We start from the raw sequence: 19,129 nt of genomic DNA, 5'->3' as shown, positions 1-19,129 counted from the left end.
TTGCGTCGGATGAGAAGGCCCCCTGTCATCAAAATGCCATGTGCAAAAAAGAACGTAAATAATCGCAACAAACTGGTCACAAATCTTCATCCAGGGGAATCACCTCCACCTGCTCGGGCAACCAGTCGTCGTCCGCACTGCTGTGCTCCTGCACAAAGCGCTGCCGGATTGCACGATGGGCCTCGCGCAATGAGGACGCCTCGGTTTCGCAATGAAACACCTTGCGCTCCGCCCGTTTGAGCCCGCCGGAGACGTCGCGGCTTCTTCTGGATGCAGTGACAAAGGCCTTGTACCGAGGCATGACGTCGTTCCCCCTCAACAGTGCTCACAGACACGGATCCCTGCTCCCTGCATGCCGGCATGCACTACCAACCGGCAGGCAGTTTGGAGGGCGACGGTACGATAGAATCCGGCATTGCGCAATTGTTCTGACAATGTAGCGCGAACAAATTCCCCGCCATATATGTCTCCACCATGCAATCGGCCCAGGACAAGGCGTCTGGACAAAAGGCCGTGTTCTTGCATATGATACCAGCTGCCAAGGTTACAGCACTGCGCGGTTTTTTTCCGACACAGCACCGCAGCCCCGCGCTGCGCACAGAGGAGTCCTGACGTTGTCCGAGGACAAACACACCACGGCTGCACGCACGGCCACCCTTATTCTTGACGGCCAGTCCTACGAGTTCCCGGTTCTGGAAGGCAGCGAAGGCGAAAAAGCCATCGACATCTCCGCACTGCGTTCCAAAACCGGCCACATCACGTTGGACCATGGATATGGCAACACCGGCTCCTGCCAGAGCAACATTTCCTTTGTGGACGGCGAACGCGGCATCCTGCGATATCGCGGCTACGACATTGAAGAACTGGTAGAAAAAAGCTCCTTCATCGAAACAGCCATGCTGCTCATCTTCGGGCGGCTGCCCACGGCCACGGAGCTGGACGGCTTCCGCAACATGCTGCGTGAACAGGAGCTCCTGCACGAGGATCTGCTGCACCATTTCGACGGCTTTCCTTCCAGCGGCGAGCCCATGGCCATCCTGTCTGCAGTCATCAACTCCCTGGGCAGTTATCACCCTGATTTGTACAACATCACCAATCAGGATGAGTTCACCCGCGCCGTGGCCAAGGTCATCTCCAAGGTGCGCACCATCGCCGCCTTCGCCTACCGCAAATCCCAGGGCCTGCCCTTCATTTATCCCAACCCCAACAAGAACTACTGCGCCAACTTCCTGCACATGATGTTTTCCGTGCCGTACCGGCTCTATGAGCCGCCCCTGGGCGCGGTGCGGGCGCTGTCGCTCTTTCTCATCGTCCACGCGGACCACGAACAAAACTGCTCCTGCTCCACGGTGCGCATGGTGGGCTCCTCCGAAGCCAACCTGTTCGCCTCGGTGTCCGCCGGCGTGTGCGCCTTGTGGGGCCGGCTGCACGGCGGGGCCAACGCCGCCGTGGTGCAGCAACTGCAACACCTGGTGGACAACAAGGTCAACATCAAGGATTACCTGGAAAAAGTCAAAAAACGCGAGCTGCGGCTCATGGGTTTTGGCCACCGGGTGTACAAGAACTTCGACCCCCGCGCCCGCGTGCTCAAGGAAGCAGCCCACAACCTGCTCCAGAACATGGGCCAGGACGACCCCCTGATTCACGTGGCCCAGGAGCTGGAAGACGCCGCCCTGAACGACGACTTCTTCCAGGAACGCAAGCTCTACCCCAACGTGGACTTCTATTCCGGCATCATCCTGCGCACCCTCGGCATTCCGGTGCAGATGTTCCCGGTCATGTTCGCCATCGGCCGCATGCCAGGCTGGATTGCCCACTGGTACGAAGAATTCCAGGGCCCCGCCAAAATCCATCGGCCGCGGCAGGTGTACACCGGCCCCACCCGCCGGCCGTATGTGCACATCGAGGATCGCGCCGGGCAGTAAGGCACGGTAGCATCGGACGGAATTCTCGGGGAAAAGCCTTTCTTTCAGAACGGTTTTTCCCCGAATGTTCTCCTGCTCAGTCTTTCCAGCCAATCCGTTCCATGTTCACGGCCTGCAGCCGCGAGGCAAGTTCCCGGGCCAGAGGCAGCATGGACGGCGAGGCATACAGTTCCGCCGCCTTGACCATTTCCGGATGGCAGAGCACCGCCTTGGCCAGAAAGTTGGCGGCCGTGGCGGCGTCCTGCTCCACCTCCAGGGCGCGCATGGCCAGACTTTTGTAGCGCAAGTAGGCGATGAGCCGCTTGTTCTGCCCGCCTTCCGCGCGCAGGGCAAGCTGGTGGTTGAAAAAGGCCGCCAGTTCCCGGGAGGCGTGCTTGGCCGAGGCAGCCAGGATGGGTGCTGTGCGCTGCAGAAACTCGGTGATGGTCTTGCTGGCCATGACGTGCTCGCGCTCCATGAATTCCGGCAACTGGGTGGCCACGTGCCACAGCAGCCGTACGGCGCGGACATCCTGCCCGGCCAGGATGGTCTTTTCCACGTCCTCCTGCAGGGAGACAGCCTTGCTCGTCACCTCCCGGGGCACGAGGGCGCGGGCGCGTTTGTCGATTTCCAGAAACAGGGACACAGTCTGGCCCAGCACGTCATGCACCTGGGCGTTGCGATAGAACATGTCCTCCTCGGGCAGGGTGGGATCCATGTACACGGCCTGGGCGATGGACCCCGCCGCTTCCAGGCTCCGGCCTTCCACGCTGTAGGCCACGGCCAGATTGTAATGGATCGGCGCCTTGCGGGGGGGATCGAGCTGCATGAGCCTGCGATAGAGGTCGATGGCCTTGGCGGGCCCCAACGTCTTGCGCACCACAGTGCCCATGTGAATGATTTCGTCGCAGGCCTCCTGAAAGTGTCCGCCCTCCGTAGCGGCGCGAAACAGCAGGCGGTCCGCCTCGTCGAACTGCATGGAATCAAGGGCCGCCAGCCCCAGAAAGATGAGCTGCGGGGCGGGGAGCTTTTCCTTGTCCTGGGGGGTCACGTCCTCAATGGCCTTGCGCGCCAGATTTCCCAGGGCCAGCACCATGGGATGGTTCTTGCCCAACATGGTCTTGAGATCCAGCTTCACCAGTTCGCTGGCAATGCGGGCCACGCCCTCGCGGCTGCGCGTGCCGTCTTCCTCCTCCTCGGTCAAGGGTTTTGCCTGCCGGGCCTTTTCCAAGGCCTCCTCGAAGTTGGCCACGGCGTCCTTCAGAAGCGTCATGACCTCGGGATGCGTGGGCGACTCCCCCTGCTCCAGCCGCTCCTGCACCTGCAGCACCCGGACGATGCCGATTTCCTTGTTCGGCTCCGGCGTTCCCCCGGCCAGTTCCTCGGCTTGCGAAAAGCGCAGCAGGGCCCGCGGATACTTCCGCATCCGCACATACAGCCGGCCGCTTTCCAGGTATGCCTGGGGATCCTGGGGATAGAGATCAATGGCGCGCTTGTAGCACAGCACGGCGCGTTCCCAGTCCCGGGCCTGACGGGCGAGCTCGGCATCCCGGCACATGGCGTCGGCCTTGGCCTTGCGCTCGGTGAGTTCGATCTCCTCCAGCCGCTCCTGTATCACCTCCTGCGCCCCGGCCATCTGGGGCAGAAATTCCAGCAGGTATTCGCGCAACTCGTGGAAGCGCTCCATCACCTGCTCCTGCATGCGAATCTTGCGCAGCGGCGGGGAGAGCGCTCCCAGGGACTCCTGCTTGCCGAGAATGAACGCTCCGGCAATGCCGAACCGGGCCAGCTGGAGGATGGTCAGCTCGCGCTTCTGGGGAAGCTGGGCGTCCTGAAACACGGGCACGCACTTGGCCATCACCATCCGTTCCTCGCGCCGCGTCCTGCCCAGCAGGCTCTTGAGGCTGGCGAAGAAATCCGTGACGTCCTTGGCCACCCGCACCTTGCCCCCCTGGGCCATGGCCGCCCGGGGCGGATTGGCCAGGATGAGCCCCTTCTTCTGCAGCAGCAACTGGGCCAGGATCTTCACACTTTCCAGATACCCGCCGCCGGGGGGGTGCTCCTGCACGAATTCGAACTTGAGGGCCGAAAAAATGAGCCGCAGCTGCTCGCGCAGCAGGGGATCGCTGATGAACAGGTGAATGGGGATGGAACGATACGGCGCCAGGGGATCGCCCGTGCCGGCGTGCGTTGCGCTGGGGGGGTGGCCCGAGGCCGTCATGCAGCGGGCTCCCCGAGCAACGCCGTAGCCGGGCGGCCATCCACGGTCAGGGTGTCCAGCAGCAATTCGTCCATGGCGAACCCGTGCTCAGGACCGGGAAACACGCCCTGGCGCACCTCGGCGGCGTAGGCGGCCAGGGCCTCGCGGCCAGCCGCGCCCAGCTCCGCATAGCGTTTGACAAAGGTGGGGCGGAGCCCCTCGAACAACCCCAGCACATCGTGCAGCACCAGCACCTGCCCGTCGCACTGCGCCCCGGCCCCGATGCCGATGGTGGGCGCATCCAACGCGGCGGTGACCACACGGGCCAAGGCCGCGGGCACGCACTCCAGCACCACGGCAAAACAGCCGGCCCGGGACAGCGCCAAGGCATCATCCAGAATGGCCTGAGCCGTGGCCGAATCCCGCCCCTGGACCCGAAAGCCCCCCAGCCGGGCCAGCCGCTGCGGCGTGAGGCCCACATGCCCCATGACCGGGATGCCCGCATCCAGCAGGGCCTGCACCTGGGGCAACACCTCGCGTCCGCCTTCCAGCTTTACGGCGCGCACGCCGCCTTCCTTGACCAGCCGCCCTGCACTGGCCAGGGCCTGGGCCGGGCCGGCCTCGTAGCTCAAAAACGGCAGATCCCCCACCACCAGCGCCCGCTGCGCCGCCCGGGACACGGCCTTGCAGTGGTGGACCATCTCGTCCACGGTCACGCTCAGGGTGTCCGGATGCCCCAGGACCACCATGGCCAGACTATCCCCCACAAGCAGAATGTCTGCGCCGGCATCCTCGGCCATGCGGGCGGTGGGAAAGTCATAGGCCGTCAACATGACGAGGGGGTCGCCGCCCTTCCTGGCGCTGACGCTGCGTGCGGTCTGTCGTTGTGCCATGGCCTGCGTCCTTTGTGGGGGTTGGGGAACCGTGACTGCCTCTCGAAAAAACGTCTGGTCCGGACGCTTTCATGCAAAACAATGACGCCGGCATCGATGGCTGGCAAGAGGCGATACAGGAAAAAAACGCCACGAATCGCGCAATGTCATGCAACCATTGACCCATGCCCCCCGGAGCAGTACACACATGGCAATATCGTCAGGATGCCTGCGCATCCGGCGCGCCGTCCTGGCGCATGCAGCCCGTTGCCTTTGGTGGTTCCGCGGGCTGCCGTTCCCTTGTCCCGGCACTGCATCCGGAATCATCAGGAGTCTGCCATGTTGACGATGCACACCTTCCGCGGCCTGCTCGCCGCCGCCCTGCTCGCCTGCGGCCTTGCCCTGGCCGCTGCTCCCCAGGCCATGGCCCAGCCGATGACAGCCACCACCACGGTGGATCAGGTCTTCGAGGCCAACGGCGCCGTCCAGTTCTCCTCCCCCATGGGCCTGTGGCAACTGGACTACGAAGCCGGCGTGGAAGCCAACACCGCCGCCAGGGCCACCCTGGAGCGCCTGGCTGGGACGGGCAAGTCCATTTCCTTCACCTATTTCATGGAGGGCCAACACCGCATCCTGACCAAATCCTCCGTGGCCTCGCTGGCCTGGATGCGCTGACCCGCCCCTGTTCTGCCGCGCCGGCCAGCCGCATCACCGGTTGGCCGGCGTTCACTCCCGCTGCCGCACCATCTCCAGCAGCGTCAGCAAATCCTCCATCGCCTGTCGGTCTTCCCTGGAGTCCTTGCCCACGGCCTGATAAAATTTCAGCACCTTGGAAAACGCCATCTCCGCCTGGACAATGGACACCCCGCCAAGCGGCCGCCAGCCCTCGTGCAAGTGCTGCTTCACCTGTTCTTCCAGTTCGACTTCCGTAGACGCCTTGAGAATTCTGTATTTCATGCGTTCGTCCTCCGTGCTGCCGGCGCATGCCGTGCCCTGGATGCCCCGACACTGTATCATGCCCGCGTGACAAGGCAAAGACCGGCCTGCCCCGTCGGCCCGGACAAATGCAAAGACAGGGACAGAAGGTTGCACCGCACGACAATGTGCCATACAGTATCGGCACGATCATCCCTCGCCACATGCCCAAGGAGCGCGTCATGCCCCGCCTGCCCCTCGGCCCTTTCCCGCTGCTCGTACTGTGTCTGCTGACAGGACTGCACTGCAGCCTTGCCGACGTCGCCCACGGCATTGACGCCCAAGGCCTGTTTCAGCGCTCGGGCCCCTCGGTGGTGGTCGTGGTGGGCAAGGACGCCTCGGGCCGGGATATTTCTCTAGGCTCGGGCTTTTACGTGCAGGACACCCTGGTGGTGACCAACAACCACGTGGTGGAGCGGGCCAGCAAGGTGGAGATCCGCCAGGGACAGGACGCCCCCGTGCCGGTGAAGCGCATCCGGGCCCGGGACAAAGACAACGACCTCGCCCTGCTGGAAGTGGGCAAGCCCGGCGCGCCGCTGCCCCTCAAGACCGGGCATCCCAGCGTGGGCGAAGAGGTGCTGGCCATCGGCAACCCCAAGGGCCTGGAACGGACCATCTCTCCCGGCATCGTCAGCGGCCTGCGCAAGGATCCGCAGCAACGCATCCGCTATCAGATCACCGCGCCCATCTCCCCCGGCTCCTCGGGCGGTCCCATTCTGGATGCCGGCGGCAACGTCATCGGCCTGGCCACGTTTTTCGTGATGGAAGGGCAGAACCTGAACTTCGCCGTGCCGTCCCTCTACGTGGAGCAGCTCATGAGCGGACGCGGCGGCGGTGGAAGCGCCTCTCCCTCCAAGCCGGCCAAACGCATTGAAGTACGGGAGGACCCTTCCGGGGTCATCACCATCAAATAGCGCATGTTACTCTTGAAAAAGGACATTACGAGAGGGGAAACCTTTTTGCNACCTTTCTTCAGAAAGGTGTTCCCCCGAGGACTCCTTTCAAAGATACCTTGCTCTAGTGCCGCCCAAAGACCGGAACTGGAATTACACCGGCACTTCCAGGCTCAAGATGACGCTGAAGGCCTTGATCAAGGCGCAGATGGGCTGACCCACTTTCAAATCGAGCGCATTGACGCTCTCGTCCGTGACCAGGGACGTCACCACCGTGCCGTCGGCCAGGGTCACGGCCACTTCCGCCGCAATCTCCCCCACCTGCACGGCGCTGATGGTGCCGCAGAACACGTTGCGGGCGCTGGTGCGCGGCTGTTCTTCCTGGCGCAGCAGCACCACCCAGGGCGCTTTCACCAGCGCGGCCATGTATTTGCCTGGTTCGATATCCAGGTGTCGGGCGCTCTCGTTGGTAATGACGGAGACGATGCGCAGGCCGGAGTCCGTGGTCAATTCCACTTCCGTGAGCAGGGATCCGGAGCGAATGGCGCTGACCGTGCCGGGAAATGCGTTGCGGGCGCTGGTTTTCATGACAGAGGCGCTCTTGATGGTCTGATCGATGAGTGTGGCCGCGGCGCGATCGTTGAACGCCACGTACTGGGCCGTGAGGGTGATATCCTTGTGTCCCAACACAGACTGCACCAATGGCAGGGGCAGGCCGCTGCGCAGCAGCTCCACGGCCCGGGAATGGCGGATGGTCTGCGGATTGAGGGACCCCCTGGGCAGGCCCGAGGCCGCGGCCATGGCCAGAAACTGTTTGCGCACGTAGCCCTGGTCCAGCCGCAGGATTTCCCCGCGCAGCCCGGCCATGAGCGGATCGTCAAACAGCCGGTCCAGTTCCTCGGCCACCGCCTTGGGCAGGGGCGCTTCACGCTCCCGGGAGCCGTGCACCAGAATCGCGCTGCGGGCGGGGTCCAGGTCGCGCCGGTCATCCATGGCCAGCACTTCGCCCAGCTTCATGCCGGTATGCCGCAGGATGAGATACACCGCCAGCATGCGACTGCGGGAACGGCGCTGCAGGGGCGTGCGGGCGGCATCTCGCCACTGGCGAAAAGCCTCGGCCAGGGCATCCATCTCCCGGGTGTTCAGGTAGGTGATCCCGTCGGGGACGCTGAACGCCCGCGCCGGGCAGGGCTTGTGGCGCGGCAGCACGGGGAACCCGGCGCGCATCTGCAACTCGGCTTCCACCGAGGCATGCAGCTGCCGCAACTCCAGATCCGTCAGGTGATGGACATCCAGGGAACAGGCCGCGCCGGGAATCAGCGCCGGCACGGCCTCGGCCTTGATTTCGGCACAGGAAAGGGCGTGGGAACTATGCATCGCGGGAGCATAATCCCCGCCAATCGACATGGCAATTCCATCCTGCAAATTCGCAAAATCGTGATACGATCAGTCCTCGGGCGCAGTGGGGAAGGACTTTTTGTACACATAGACAGAAAACCGCCAAAAGCCGACGAACACGGCATTCAGCACCAGATAATTCCACACGCCCATGTGCATGCGCCAGGCCAGGTACGCCAGCAGCGGCTGCAGGGTCAGCACCACCAGCAGCAGCGTGCGCAGCGTGCCGGGGGTTTTGCAAAAACGCAGCACCCCGGCTGCCGCCCGACGCGCCAGCACAGCCACAGGATGCCCGGCGTTCCCGGGATCTTTGGATGCAGCATGCGATTGATCCATGAAGTTATTCCTTGTGCAAACGAAGCGGCCCCAGGCCGGGCAGCTCCATGGCAATGGTTCCCTGCCCCCAGCGGCCAGCCACCACGCCGCCGCTTTTGGCATGCAGCCAGATGGCATCGTCCCGCAGTTCCCAGCGAAAAGACACCGTCTCTCCGCCGGCCTGCCATTCGCCGCCGCCATCCTCCCGCAAGGTCAGGAACACCAGGGTGTCCCCGCCTTTGGCAGTGATGGAGCCGGCATAGCGGCCAGCCACCTGGGCGCGGTCCTGGCCGCAGGCGACACACACCAGACACACGGCCAGAGCGGCGCAAAGCAGGGCAGCGTGTTTCATGCGTCGGTCAACTCCCGCATGGGGGGGAAAAACAAGGCGTCCAGGTGCAGCCACCGGTCGCACTTCCACACATAGGCGGCCATGGCCAGCCAGCCGAGATCGCGCAGCAGGGTGGCCACGCTCATGGGCTCTTCCAGGCTCTTGAAGCAGCCGCAGCCGATGGGCACGCCGCGCACCAGGGTGATGGCAATGGCCAGGGTGAACAGCGCCAGCAGCCCGCCGATGACCAGCGTGGCCGCCTTGGGCCTGAGCCCCACCAGCAGCATGAGCCCGGCCACCAGCTCCACCCAGGGCATGATCACGGCCACGGGATTCACCAGCAGCGCCGGCACCAGCTGGTACGAGGCGATGCTTTCCGCAAACTCCGCGGCGTAAATGATTTTATACACGCTGGCATACAGGAACAATCCCGAAAGATACAGACGCATCAGCAGCGCGGGCAGCGGGTGGCAGCCTCGGGCCGCCCAGCCGGCAATCCGTCTGGCAGCCTGGGCGGTCATTGCGGCAGCAGCGATTTGATGGTCGCAAACAGCCCGTCCACATCCTGGACAATGCCCATGTGGGCATACCGGACCACGCCCTGGCGGTCCACCAGCATGGTGAATGGGGTTTTGGGTTCGCCCAGGGCCTTGTGCAGGGCATAGTCCTCGTCGCGCAGCACGGGATAAGTGTAGCCGGATTGTTGACGCAGGAAGTCGATTTCCGGCTGGGTGGCACCGGAGGCGATGGCCAGCATCTTCACCGCACCATCCAGCTTGGCCCGGGTCAGCCGGGCGTGCAGCGTGTTGAACGTGGGCACCTGCTGATGGCAGAACGGGCAGTACACCCCAATAATTTCAATCAGAAACAGCTCTCCGGCAAAATCCGCAAGGGTCACGGCCTGCTGGCCTGTCAGGCCCAGGTAGGCGGCATCCTCAGCGCGGTCAGGGGCCACAAGCTGCAGGGAAGGGATGGACTCGCCCTGCTGCGGCGCCGCCCACCCCTGAATCGGGAGACAGGCAAGGGCCAGGCACAAACACAGCCCGGCGCGCAACAGCGTGGGCAAAGTGGTGGGAGCGGGCATGGCGTCTCCTTGCAACGGGTTTTGCCAAGCATATCAGACGGGCGGGGCCGGGGCAATGCAAGGATGCGGCGTCCACGCGCCAGACTTGCCAGAAATCCAGCTTCATGGCAGGGTGGAAAAGAATTTTTACCCTGCGCTTTTGACCGGAAAGGCCGCCGACATTGAACCTTAATACATATGAATCGCTGATAAAATCTGAAGCAACAGCCAGAAAATGGCTGTTGGGATTCTGCTGGAAAAACCACCAGCGCTTTTGCCCCCGCTGCAAATTTCGCACGCTGTACAAGCTGGCGGAAGGCCGGCGACGCTGCGGCCGCTGCAAATATACATTCCATGACTTTTCAGGGCGTTACATAAATCGAGGCGGACTTTCTCCGGTGGACTGGCTGCGGCTGCTCAAGCTCCTGGAGCTGGAGGTGACGCCGCCGGTCATGGCCGGGCAGCTGGACATGGCCGAGGCCACAGTTTCCAAGGCGCTGGCCACGATGCGGGCGGCCATCATCGCCGGCAGCCTGGACGCCCCGGCCTGCATCGAAGCTGGCTGGGCCACGCCCTGGGAGGATGCCCCCACGCCTCCGGTGTTCGGCATCGTGGAGCATGGCGGCATGGCGTTTGTGGATCTGCTGCCCGAGCTGGCCGTGGAGTCCATCATCCATTTCAAGTCCAGCTTCCGCCTGCGCACCCGGGCCCTGGGCGGCATGGTGTATACCGACCGCTACCGCCACTACACGGCCCTGGCCGCCTGCTCCCCGGAGCTGACCAAGGGCTTCTTCCACCATGCGGATCGCGGCCTGGCCCTGGACAAGGCCTCTGCCTTCTGGCGATTTGCCCGCCCCAGGCTGGTGGCCCGGCAGGGCATTTCCGAAAAGAGCTTCCCCCTGCTCATGAAGGAGCTGGAGTTCCGCTTCAACCACCGCAACGAAGACATTTTCTCCCTCCTTGCCCAACGGCTGTGCATGTTTGTGCCGAACCGTGAAGCAGCCGGAGCCTAGCCGATTGCCGGGCGCTGTGTTTTTTTTAATATATGCCCCATGCTCAAGCATGGGACACCATCTTCCTCTTCGCCGCTGACGGCCTTTGCCGGGCTGGGCCTGGACTTGGCCGACGCGGAGCACTTCGCCTCCACGCTCACGCCGTGGCTGCGCGCGCTGACCCCGCCGCCGCCGCTCGTGCCGCGCATCCCATGCATTGCGGGGATTCCCTCGCCCCGAGCCCGTTTGTTTGTCACAGGGCGACTGGCGCGTGCGCCATAAGCATCCTGTTTACTGGTAATGGGAGGAAACATGCTGATCAAACGTCGTGCCTTTCTGAAGCTGACGGCTGCGGGCGCAACGCTCTCGGCCTTCGGCGGGCTGGGGGTGGATCTCGCCCCGGCCAAGGCTCAGGCGGCGACCATGGCTTTGAAAACCGTGGACGCCAAGCAGACGACCTCTGTCTGCTGTTACTGCTCCGTCGGCTGCGGCCTTATTGTGCACACCGACAAAAAGACCAACCGCGCCATCAACGTGGAAGGCGATCCTGACCATCCCATCAATGAAGGTTCTCTGTGCGCCAAGGGTGCTTCCACCTGGCAGCTGGCTGAGAACGAGCGCCGGCCGGCCAATCCGCTGTACCGCGCCCCCGGCTCCGACCAGTGGGAAGAAAAAAGCTGGGACTGGATGCTGGACACCATCGCCGAGCGCGTCGCCAAGACCCGCGAGGCAACCTTCGTCACCAAGAATGCCAAAGGGCAGGTGGTGAACCGCTGCGACGGCATCGCTTCCGTGGGCTCCGCCGCCATGGACAACGAAGAGTGCTGGATCTATCAGGCGTGGCTGCGCAGCCTGGGCCTCTTCTATATCGAACATCAGGCCCGTATTTGACACAGCGCAACTGTTGCGGCTCTGGCAGAGTCGTACGGACGCGGCGCGATGACCAATCACTGGATCGACCTGAAGAACAGTGATGTAATTTTGATGATGGGCAGCAACCCTGCCGAAAACCACCCCATTTCGTTCAAGTGGGTCATGCGGGCCAAGGACAAGGGCGCCACGCTCATCCATGTGGACCCCCGCTACACCCGCACTTCCACCAAGTGCGACCTCTACGCCCCCCTGCGCTCGGGCTCGGACATTGCCTTCCTCAACGGCATGACCAAGTACATCCTTGAAAAAGAACTGTATTTCAAGGACTACGTGGTCAACTACACCAACGCCTCCTTCATCGTGGGCGAAGGGTTTGCGTTTGAAGAAGGCCTCTTTGCCGGCTACAACAAAGAGACCCGCAAGTACGACAAGTCCAAGTGGGGCTTTGAGCGCGACGAAAACGGCAACCCCAAGCGCGATGAGACTCTCAAGCACCCCCGCTGCGTCTTCCAGATCATGAAGAAGCACTATGAGCGCTACGATCTGGACAAGATCAGCGCCATCTGCGGCACGCCCAAGGAACTCATCCTCAAGGTGTACGACGCCTACTGCGCCACCGGCAAGCCGGACAAGGCCGGGACCATCATGTACGCCATGGGCTGGACACAGCACACCGTGGGCGTGCAGAACATCCGCGCCATGTCCATCAACCAGCTGCTGCTGGGCAACATCGGCGTGGCTGGCGGCGGCGTGAACGCCCTGCGTGGCGAGGCCAACGTCCAGGGTTCCACGGACCATGGCCTGCTCATGCACATTTACCCCGGCTACCTGGGCACGGCCCGCGCGTCCATCCCCACGTACGAGGAGTACACCAAAAAATTTACTCCCGTCAGCAAGGACCCGCAAAGCGCCAACTGGTGGAGCAACTTCCCCAAGTATTCCGCCAGTTACATCAAGTCCATGTGGCCGGATGCAGATCTGAACGAAGCCTACGGCTACCTGCCCAAGGGCGAGGACGGCAAGGACTACTCCTGGCTGACCCTCTTTGACGACATGTTCCAGGGCAAAATCAAAGGCTTCTTTGCCTGGGGTCAGAACCCGGCGTGCTCCGGGGCCAACTCCAACAAGACCCGCGAGGCACTGACCAAGCTGGACTGGATGGTCAACGTCAACATCTTTGACAACGAGACCGGCTCCTTCTGGCGCGGCCCGGACATGGATCCCAAGAAGATCAAGACTGAGGTCTTCTTCCTGCCCTGCGCCGTGGCCATCGAAAAAGAAGGCTCCATCTCCAACTCCGGCCGCTGGATGCAGTGGCGCTATGTGGGTCCTGAACCGCGCAAGAACGCCATCCCCGACGGCGACCTCATCGTCGAGCTGGCCAAACGCGTGCAGAAGCTCCTGGCGAAGACCCCCGGCAAGCTGGCCGCCCCCGTGACCAAGCTCAAGACCGACTACTGGGTCAACGACCATGGCCACTTCGATCCGCACAAGATCGCCAAGCTCATCAACGGCTTCGCCCTCAAGGACTTCAAGGTCGGCGACGTGGAGTACAAGGCCGGCCAGCAGATCGCCACCTTTGGCCACCTGCAGGCAGACGGCTCCACCACCTCCGGCTGCTGGATCTACACTGGTTCTTACACGGAAAAGGGCAACATGGCCGCCCGCCGCGACAAGACCCAGACCGACATGCAAGCCAAGATCGGCCTGTACCCCGGCTGGACCTGGGCCTGGCCGGTGAACCGCCGCATCATCTACAACCGCGCCTCCGTGGACCTCAACGGCAAGCCCTACGCGCCCGAAAAGGCCGTGGTGGAATGGAACGCGGCGGAAAAGAAATGGGTGGGCGACGTCCCCGACGGTCCCTGGCCGCCTCAGGCAGACAAGGAAAAGGGCAAGCGTGCCTTCATCATGAAGCCCGAAGGCTATGCCTACCTCTACGGCCCCGGCCGTGAAGACGGCCCCCTGCCCGAGTACTATGAACCCATGGAATGCCCGGTCATCGAGCATCCCTTCTCCAAGACCCTGCACAACCCCACGGCCCTGCACTTCGCCACCGAAGAAAAGGCCGTGTGCGATCCGCGGTACCCCTTCATCTGCTCCACCTACCGCGTGACCGAGCACTGGCAGACCGGCCTGATGACCCGCAACACCCCCTGGCTGCTCGAAGCCGAACCGCAGATGTTCTGCGAAATGAGCGAAGAGCTGGCCACCTTGCGCGGCATCAAAAACGGCGACAAGGTCATCCTCGAAAGCGTGCGCGGCAAGCTCTGGGCCAAGGCCATCATCACCAAGCGCATCAAGCCCTTCGCCATTCAGGGGCAGCAGGTGCACATGGTGGGCATCCCCTGGCATTACGGCTGGTCCTTCCCCAAGAATGGTGGCGATGCAGCCAACATTCTTACGCCGTCCGTTGGCGACCCCAACACCGGCATCCCGGAAACCAAAGCCTTCATGGTCAACGTGACCAAAGCCTAAGGAGAGATGACCATGTCCAAAGGCTTCTTCGTCGATACGACTCGCTGCACGGCCTGCCGAGGCTGCCAGGTGGCCTGCAAACAATGGCACGGCAACCCGGCAACCCCCACGGAAAACACCGGCTTTCACCAGAATCCGCCGGATTTCAACTTCCACACCTACAAACTCGTGCGCATGCACGAACAGGAAATCGACGGTCGCATCGACTGGCTCTTCTTCCCGGACCAGTGCCGCCACTGCATCGCCCCGCCCTGCAAGGCCACTGCAGACATGGAAGACGAAAGCGCCATCATCCATGACGACGCCACCGGTTGCGTGCTCTTCACGCCCAAGACCAAGGATCTGGAAGACTACGAGTCCGTCATCAGCGCCTGCCCGTACGACGTGCCGCGCAAGGTGGCCGAGTCCAACCAGATGGCCAAGTGCGACATGTGCATCGACCGCATCACCAACGGCCTGCGGCCTGCCTGCGTCACGTCCTGCCCCACCGGCGCCATGAATTTTGGCGACCTCAAGGAAATGCAGGCCATGGCCAAGGCCCGGCTGGCAGAGATCCAAAAGGCGTATCCCAACGCCAAACTGTGCGATCCGGACGACGTGCGCGTGATCTTCCTCGTCGCCCATGATCCCAAACTGTACCATGAATACGCCGTGGCCGACGCCCAGGCCCCCCGCCAGATGACCCGCAAGAGCCTCCTTGCGGAACTGGTGCGGCCCCTGCGTCGCAGCGGCTCAAGACTGTTCGGCTAGAGCACGTTGTTTTTGAAAAGAACTCTCGGGGGAAGAACCTTTCNACCTTTTGCAAAAAGGCTTCCTCTCTCGCAATGTCCTTTTTCAAAATTAAAATGCTCTAACACCTTCCGCTGCGGCAAGCGGGACCTGTCGGACACACACCACAAGAAGGGCCCGGGGGCGCATGCCTCCGGGCCCTTCCAATTCCAGTCAACTGCTATGCGGAAACGAACGCCACACGCCGGGGGCCGGCGCAGGACGCAACTACGGCGCCGTCGGCTGCGCGGATGATGGCATGGCGAAATCGAACAGCTCCCAGTAGGTGGTGAGCGTGTCCGGGCTCAGATCAATAAGCGGGGTCAGGACCACCGGGCACACGCCGTCGGCCAGCATGCCCAGTTCCTTGGCTGCCGCATAGGACACATCGATGATGCGCGCCCCGCCAAAGGGTCCTCGGTCCACCACGCGCACGTCGCAATACTGGCTGGTGACGGGGTTGGTCACCCGCACCACGGTATCCATGGGCAAGGAGGGATGCGCGCAGGTGAGGTCCCACATGTCGCATCGCTCGCCACTGTACGTGCGCCGGCCATGCAACTCCTTGGCAAAATAGGCGGCCAAGCCCTCGCGCTGCAATCCAGCCTCCTGGCACAGGGCCGTTGCAGACACGCTGGACACCAGCAGACAGGCCGCAACAATACCGCGAAGCATGAAGAGTCCTCTCATACTGGCGCTATAACTGGATCATGCAGAGATGGCAAGGCCGGACTGCGGGGGCAAAACCCTCTGCAGCATGGTGCAAAAAGAGGGGGGTGCAGGGGAACCCCTTCTCCACAAAAACGGTCCCCCCTCGCAGAGCCCTTGCCTCAGAATCTGAAAAACACCCTACCCGTTGCTGGCGTTGGCCAGAGCCTGGGCCTTTTCCTTGAGCGAGGCAGGAAACCAGGACAACAGGTTGAAGGAGGAAAAATTGTTCATGGGGTCTTCAGCGTAGCGAAATCCCAGACATTCCTTACCACCCTGCTCCACCAGACAGGTGTTGGACGTCAGGTAGTAATGGCAATCATTGTTGTTGCACACGAACAACTCTCCCCACCCGGTTTCGGGCGGGCCAATCCAGGATTCCAGAACGCTGTGGCAATGGGGGCAGGTGCGCTGATCCATACGTGCTCCTCGCAAGAGGCCGCCGCACAAGGGCGGCCATGAAATGTTGATACGAACTGGATGCGTAGAGCATCAGATAATCCCTGCACGGGCAAGGTCAAGGAAAAATCTGTCCGGACGGGCCGCAGTGAGGGCCGAAGGGCTTGACAGCTTCCGCTCACAAGGATATCTACCATGTCTCTTTGCCGTAGGCGCGTAGCTCAGGGGGAGAGCACTTGCTTGACACGCAAGTGGTCAGGAGTTCAAATCTCCTCGCGCCTACCAAATTTTTCTTGCTCGCACAGGCGGAGCGGGAGGCTTTGGCCTCCCGTTCTTGTTATGCCTGCATGCGGGCGCAAGCGTCTGCGAAACACGGGATGACGTTCCCGGCGCAGGCGAAGCGCGGTGCGCCAAGCGTACGGCGCAAGGAGCAGGGCTGTGCAGATCAGGGTCGTGCAAAACGATGGCGCGGGCGTGCCTGTGGAGGCGACGGCCGGCGCGGCATGCGCCGAGGTTCTCAAGGGAGCCTTGAGCGGCAAGCAGTTCAAGAAGACCGTTGCCTGCAAATGCGGCGATCGCCTCCTTGATCTCACTGCGCGCGTGCCCGACGACTGCACCGAGCTGGCCCCCGTGCTGCTGGATTCCGAAGAAGGCCTGGACATCCTGCGCCACTCCGCAGCGCACATCATGGCCACTGCCGTCAAGCGGCTGTTCCCTGACGTCAAGGTGACCATCGGTCCGGCCATTGAGCACGGCTTCTATTACGATTTCGACACGCCCCGGCCGTTCACCCCCGAGGATCTGGACGCCATCGAAGCCGAAATGCGCAAGGTGGTGGCCGAGGACCTGCCCTTCTCCTGCCAGATCGCATCCAAGGACGATGCCAAAACCATGTTCGCCGCCATGAACGAGACCTACAAGCTCGAACTCATGGACAGCATCGGCGCAGATGAGTTCAGCATCTACCGCAACGGCGATTTCATGGATCTCTGCCGCGGCCCGCACCTGCCCCGCACCGGCATGCTCAAGGCCTTCAAGCTCACCTCCGTGGCCGGAGCCTACTGGCGCGGCGACGAGCACGGCCCGCGCCTGCAGCGCATTTATGGCGCCGCCTTTGGCGAGGAAAAGGAACTCAAGGCCTACCTGGACCGCATCGAGGAAGCCAAGCGCCGCGACCATCGCGTGCTGGGCAAGCAGCTCGACCTGTTCAGCTTCCACGAAGACGCCGGCGCAGGCATGGTCATCTGGCATCCCAAGGGTGCCCTGGTCCGCACCATCCTGGAAGATTTCGAGCGCAAGGAACACCTCAAGCGCGGCTACCACATCGTGCAGGGGCCCATCCTGCTCAAGCGCGATCTCTGGGAAACCAGCGGCCACTACGACAATTACCGCGAGAACATGTACTTCACCGAGGTGGACGGCCAGGCGTACGGCGTCAAGCCCATGAACTGCCTGTCCCACATGCTGATCTACAAATCTCGCCTGCGTAGCTACCGCGACCTGCCCCTGCGCATGTTCGAGCTGGGCGTGGTGCATCGTCACGAAAAAAGCGGCGTGCTCCACGGCCTGCTGCGGGTGCGCCAGTTCACCCAGGACGACGCCCACCTGCTCTGCCGGCCGGACCAGCTCCAGGCAGAAATCCTGGGCGTGGTCAAGTTCGTGCAGGATGTCATGGATTTGTTCGGCTTCGAGTATGAAATCGAACTGTCCACGCGGCCGGAAAAGTCCATCGGCTCTGACGAAGACTGGGAACGCGCCACCAGCGCCCTGCGTCAGGCCCTGGACACCCTGGACCGGCCCTATGAAATCAACGAAGGCGACGGCGCATTCTACGGGCCCAAGATCGACATCAAGCTCAAGGATGCCCTGGACCGCCGCTGGCAGTGCGCCACCATCCAGTGCGATTTCACCTTGCCCGAACGCTTCGATCTCTCCTATATTGATGAACATGGCGAGAAGAAGCGGCCGGTCATGCTGCACCGCGTGGTGCTGGGCGCCATCGAACGCTTCATCGGCGTGCTCATTGAGCACTACGCCGGGGCCTTCCCCGTATGGCTGGCGCCGGTGCAGGCCCGTGTGCTCACTGTGACAGATGCGCACAATGAATTTGCAGAAGACGTGGTGCGGACGCTGAGCAACCACGGCCTGCGCGTGGAGGCAGATCTGCGCAACGAAAAACTGGGCTTCAAAGTTCGCGAGGCCCAGATGGAAAAGATACCGTACATGTTGGTCGTGGGCGACAAGGAAGTGGAGGCGCGGGGTGTGAACGTGCGTCTTCGCGGCGGAGAGAATCTGGGGTTCATGACCCTGGAAGACGCCGCCGCGCTTGTCGTCAAGGCCTGTCAGGAACCGTTTGAACGAGGAGGGATGCGCTATTTCTTCGCCACCCCATGCCCGGTGTAACCTGCAGATTCGTGCACGGGAGCTTCGCGTCATCGGCGAAGACGGTGAGCAGCTCGGCATATTGTCGCGCGACGACGCCCTTCGGGCCGCCCAGGAAAAGGGGCTCGATTTGGTGGAAGTGGCGCCCAATGCCGAACCGCCCGTCTGCCGCATCATGGATTTTGGAAAATATAAATACCAGCAGCAGAAAAAGCAGCAGGAGGCGCGCAAGCGCCAGTCCATCATCCAGGTGAAGGAAATCAAGGTCCGCCCCAAGACCGACGAGCACGACTTCCAGACCAAGCTCAAGCATGTGCTGCGCTTCTTGGAAGAAGGCGATCGCGTTAAGGTGACCGTGTTTTTCCGGGGACGCGAAATTGTGCACAAGGATCGCGGGCTGTCCATTCTGCAAAAGTTTGTGGCGAGCATCGGCGAGAGGGGCAAGCTGGACCAAGAGCCGCAGGCCGAAGGCCGCACGCTGTTCATGCTTGTCTCCCCCGCGGCCAAGAAGTAACGTTGCGCATTCATTCAGGATAAGACAGGCTCGCGGCCGGCCAAGCCGGACGGGGGCCTTCGAA

The 19,129-nt window shown here is 62.6% G+C and carries 19 protein-coding genes, 1 tRNA gene and 1 pseudogene; 10 read left to right on the top strand and 11 right to left on the bottom strand.

Annotation, left to right across the window (positions count from 1 at the left end; translation table 11 throughout):
• Window positions 1-76: 76 nt before the first annotated feature.
• Entirely contained in the window at window positions 77-301 is a 225-nt protein-coding gene (locus tag DGI_RS06515; protein WP_021760024.1) for a hypothetical protein, read from the bottom strand.
• 313 nt (window positions 302-614) lie between these two features.
• On the opposite strand from DGI_RS06515, the gene DGI_RS06510 reads away from it, so the two are divergent.
• Window positions 615-1,925 carry a citrate synthase gene (locus tag DGI_RS06510; protein ID WP_021760021.1) on the top strand — a complete coding sequence of 437 codons (1,311 nt, stop codon included), beginning with the start codon at window positions 615-617 and terminating at the stop codon, window positions 1,923-1,925.
• Between the two features lie 76 nt (window positions 1,926-2,001).
• On the opposite strand, the gene DGI_RS06505 is transcribed toward DGI_RS06510, so the two are convergent.
• On the bottom strand, window positions 2,002-4,125 hold the full coding sequence (locus DGI_RS06505) for a tetratricopeptide repeat protein (protein ID WP_021760020.1): 2,124 nt from the start codon (window positions 4,123-4,125) through the stop codon (window positions 2,002-2,004).
• A complete protein-coding gene (gene panB / locus DGI_RS06500; RefSeq protein WP_021760019.1) occupies window positions 4,122-4,997 on the bottom strand; it encodes a 3-methyl-2-oxobutanoate hydroxymethyltransferase in 876 nt (291 codons plus the stop codon). The genes DGI_RS06505 and panB overlap by 4 nt, the downstream gene beginning before the upstream one ends.
• A 318-nt stretch (window positions 4,998-5,315) precedes the next feature.
• On the opposite strand from panB, the gene DGI_RS06495 reads away from it, so the two are divergent.
• Window positions 5,316-5,651, top strand: a complete 336-nt coding sequence (locus DGI_RS06495) for a hypothetical protein (RefSeq protein ID WP_021760018.1) — start codon at window positions 5,316-5,318, stop codon at window positions 5,649-5,651.
• Between the two features lie 51 nt (window positions 5,652-5,702).
• Here the strand turns inward: DGI_RS06495 and DGI_RS18725 are convergent, their stop codons facing one another.
• Complete coding sequence (locus tag DGI_RS18725) at window positions 5,703-5,933, bottom strand: DUF1737 domain-containing protein (RefSeq protein WP_021760017.1); 231 nt, start codon at window positions 5,931-5,933, stop codon at window positions 5,703-5,705.
• Between the two features lie 200 nt (window positions 5,934-6,133).
• Here DGI_RS18725 and DGI_RS06485 point away from each other — a divergent pair, with 200 nt between their 5' ends.
• Window positions 6,134-6,865, top strand: a complete 732-nt coding sequence (locus DGI_RS06485) for a S1C family serine protease (protein ID WP_021760016.1) — start codon at window positions 6,134-6,136, stop codon at window positions 6,863-6,865.
• A gap of 132 nt (window positions 6,866-6,997) precedes the next feature.
• Here DGI_RS06485 and DGI_RS06480 read toward each other — a convergent pair whose 3' ends face one another.
• The 5 genes from DGI_RS06480 to DGI_RS06460 all read right to left on the bottom strand — a co-directional run bounded on the left by DGI_RS06480 (window position 6,998) and on the right by DGI_RS06460 (window position 9,972).
• On the bottom strand, window positions 6,998-8,221 hold the full coding sequence (locus DGI_RS06480) for a TOBE domain-containing protein (RefSeq protein WP_235619931.1): 1,224 nt from the start codon (window positions 8,219-8,221) through the stop codon (window positions 6,998-7,000).
• A 69-nt stretch (window positions 8,222-8,290) separates the two neighbouring features.
• On the bottom strand, window positions 8,291-8,578 hold the full coding sequence (locus DGI_RS06475) for a hypothetical protein (protein WP_021760014.1): 288 nt from the start codon (window positions 8,576-8,578) through the stop codon (window positions 8,291-8,293).
• Between the two features lie 4 nt (window positions 8,579-8,582).
• Window positions 8,583-8,909 carry a hypothetical protein gene (locus DGI_RS06470; protein ID WP_021760013.1) on the bottom strand — a complete coding sequence of 109 codons (327 nt, stop codon included), beginning with the start codon at window positions 8,907-8,909 and terminating at the stop codon, window positions 8,583-8,585.
• Window positions 8,906-9,409: a MauE/DoxX family redox-associated membrane protein gene (locus DGI_RS06465; RefSeq protein ID WP_021760012.1), complete on the bottom strand. Its 504-nt coding sequence runs from the start codon at window positions 9,407-9,409 to the stop codon at window positions 8,906-8,908. Before DGI_RS06465 ends, DGI_RS06470 begins: the two co-directional genes overlap by 4 nt.
• The gene (locus tag DGI_RS06460) at window positions 9,406-9,972 is read right to left on the bottom strand and encodes a peroxiredoxin family protein (protein WP_021760011.1); all 567 of its coding nucleotides are present in this window, start codon (window positions 9,970-9,972) and stop codon (window positions 9,406-9,408) included. The genes DGI_RS06465 and DGI_RS06460 overlap by 4 nt, the downstream gene beginning before the upstream one ends.
• A gap of 161 nt (window positions 9,973-10,133) precedes the next feature.
• Here DGI_RS06460 and DGI_RS19570 point away from each other — a divergent pair.
• From DGI_RS19570 to DGI_RS06435, 4 genes and pseudogenes are all read left to right on the top strand, one after another.
• Window positions 10,134-10,289 (top strand): annotated as a pseudogene (locus tag DGI_RS19570) (transposase); the annotation flags it as partial.
• Window positions 10,290-10,349: 60 nt separating this feature from the next.
• Window positions 10,350-10,964: a transposase gene (locus DGI_RS06455; protein WP_235619932.1), complete on the top strand. Its 615-nt coding sequence runs from the start codon at window positions 10,350-10,352 to the stop codon at window positions 10,962-10,964.
• A 291-nt stretch (window positions 10,965-11,255) separates the two neighbouring features.
• Window positions 11,256-14,294, top strand: coding sequence for a formate dehydrogenase-N subunit alpha (gene fdnG, locus DGI_RS06440; RefSeq protein ID WP_021760008.1), 3,039 nt, complete (start codon window positions 11,256-11,258; stop codon window positions 14,292-14,294).
• 12 nt (window positions 14,295-14,306) lie between these two features.
• Window positions 14,307-15,044, top strand: coding sequence for a 4Fe-4S dicluster domain-containing protein (locus tag DGI_RS06435; protein WP_021760007.1), 738 nt, complete (start codon window positions 14,307-14,309; stop codon window positions 15,042-15,044).
• Between the two features lie 246 nt (window positions 15,045-15,290).
• Here DGI_RS06435 and DGI_RS06430 read toward each other — a convergent pair whose 3' ends face one another.
• Together DGI_RS06430 and DGI_RS06425 are read right to left on the bottom strand one after the other, a co-directional pair.
• Window positions 15,291-15,737 (bottom strand): septal ring lytic transglycosylase RlpA family protein, encoded by a 447-nt coding sequence (locus DGI_RS06430; protein ID WP_021760005.1) that lies wholly within the window; start codon window positions 15,735-15,737, stop codon window positions 15,291-15,293.
• Window positions 15,738-15,911: 174 nt separating this feature from the next.
• Window positions 15,912-16,190: a hypothetical protein gene (locus tag DGI_RS06425; protein ID WP_021760004.1), complete on the bottom strand. Its 279-nt coding sequence runs from the start codon at window positions 16,188-16,190 to the stop codon at window positions 15,912-15,914.
• 189 nt (window positions 16,191-16,379) lie between these two features.
• On the opposite strand from DGI_RS06425, the gene DGI_RS06420 reads away from it, so the two are divergent.
• The 3 genes from DGI_RS06420 (at window position 16,380) to infC (ending at window position 19,065) form a co-directional block, all read left to right on the top strand.
• Window positions 16,380-16,454: transfer RNA gene (locus tag DGI_RS06420), tRNA-Val, on the top strand.
• Between the two features lie 168 nt (window positions 16,455-16,622).
• Window positions 16,623-18,572 (top strand): threonine--tRNA ligase, encoded by a 1,950-nt coding sequence (gene thrS, locus DGI_RS06415; RefSeq protein ID WP_021760003.1) that lies wholly within the window; start codon window positions 16,623-16,625, stop codon window positions 18,570-18,572.
• Window positions 18,544-19,065, top strand: a complete 522-nt coding sequence (gene infC / locus DGI_RS06410; protein ID WP_027193050.1) for a translation initiation factor IF-3 — start codon at window positions 18,544-18,546, stop codon at window positions 19,063-19,065. The genes thrS and infC overlap by 29 nt, the downstream gene beginning before the upstream one ends.
• Window positions 19,066-19,129 lie beyond the last annotated feature (64 nt).

Source organism: Megalodesulfovibrio gigas DSM 1382 = ATCC 19364, from assembly GCF_000468495.1.
Taxonomy (GTDB): Bacteria; Desulfobacterota; Desulfovibrionia; order Desulfovibrionales; family Desulfovibrionaceae; genus Megalodesulfovibrio; species Megalodesulfovibrio gigas.
Note: the sequence above shows the minus strand (reverse complement) of the source record. Positions and strands in the feature narration are given on the sequence as shown.

Excerpts from the sequence above, each read along its gene's own strand:
- DGI_RS06515 (WP_021760024.1), bottom strand. The coding sequence starts at position 301 with ATGCCTCGGTACAAGGCCTTTGTCACTGCATCCAGAAGAAGCCGCGAC.
- DGI_RS06505 (WP_021760020.1), bottom strand. The coding sequence starts at position 4,125 with ATGACGGCCTCGGGCCACCCCCCCAGCGCAACGCACGCCGGCACGGGC.
- panB (WP_021760019.1), bottom strand. The coding sequence starts at position 4,997 with ATGGCACAACGACAGACCGCACGCAGCGTCAGCGCCAGGAAGGGCGGC.
- DGI_RS06495 (WP_021760018.1), top strand. The coding sequence starts at position 5,316 with ATGTTGACGATGCACACCTTCCGCGGCCTGCTCGCCGCCGCCCTGCTC.
- DGI_RS18725 (WP_021760017.1), bottom strand. The coding sequence starts at position 5,933 with ATGAAATACAGAATTCTCAAGGCGTCTACGGAAGTCGAACTGGAAGAA.
- DGI_RS06485 (WP_021760016.1), top strand. The coding sequence starts at position 6,134 with ATGCCCCGCCTGCCCCTCGGCCCTTTCCCGCTGCTCGTACTGTGTCTG.
- DGI_RS06480 (WP_235619931.1), bottom strand. The coding sequence starts at position 8,221 with ATGCATAGTTCCCACGCCCTTTCCTGTGCCGAAATCAAGGCCGAGGCC.
- DGI_RS06475 (WP_021760014.1), bottom strand. The coding sequence starts at position 8,578 with ATGGATCAATCGCATGCTGCATCCAAAGATCCCGGGAACGCCGGGCAT.
- DGI_RS06470 (WP_021760013.1), bottom strand. The coding sequence starts at position 8,909 with ATGAAACACGCTGCCCTGCTTTGCGCCGCTCTGGCCGTGTGTCTGGTG.
- DGI_RS06465 (WP_021760012.1), bottom strand. The coding sequence starts at position 9,409 with ATGACCGCCCAGGCTGCCAGACGGATTGCCGGCTGGGCGGCCCGAGGC.
- DGI_RS06460 (WP_021760011.1), bottom strand. The coding sequence starts at position 9,972 with ATGCCCGCTCCCACCACTTTGCCCACGCTGTTGCGCGCCGGGCTGTGT.
- DGI_RS06435 (WP_021760007.1), top strand. The coding sequence starts at position 14,307 with ATGTCCAAAGGCTTCTTCGTCGATACGACTCGCTGCACGGCCTGCCGA.
- DGI_RS06430 (WP_021760005.1), bottom strand. The coding sequence starts at position 15,737 with ATGCTTCGCGGTATTGTTGCGGCCTGTCTGCTGGTGTCCAGCGTGTCT.
- DGI_RS06425 (WP_021760004.1), bottom strand. The coding sequence starts at position 16,190 with ATGGATCAGCGCACCTGCCCCCATTGCCACAGCGTTCTGGAATCCTGG.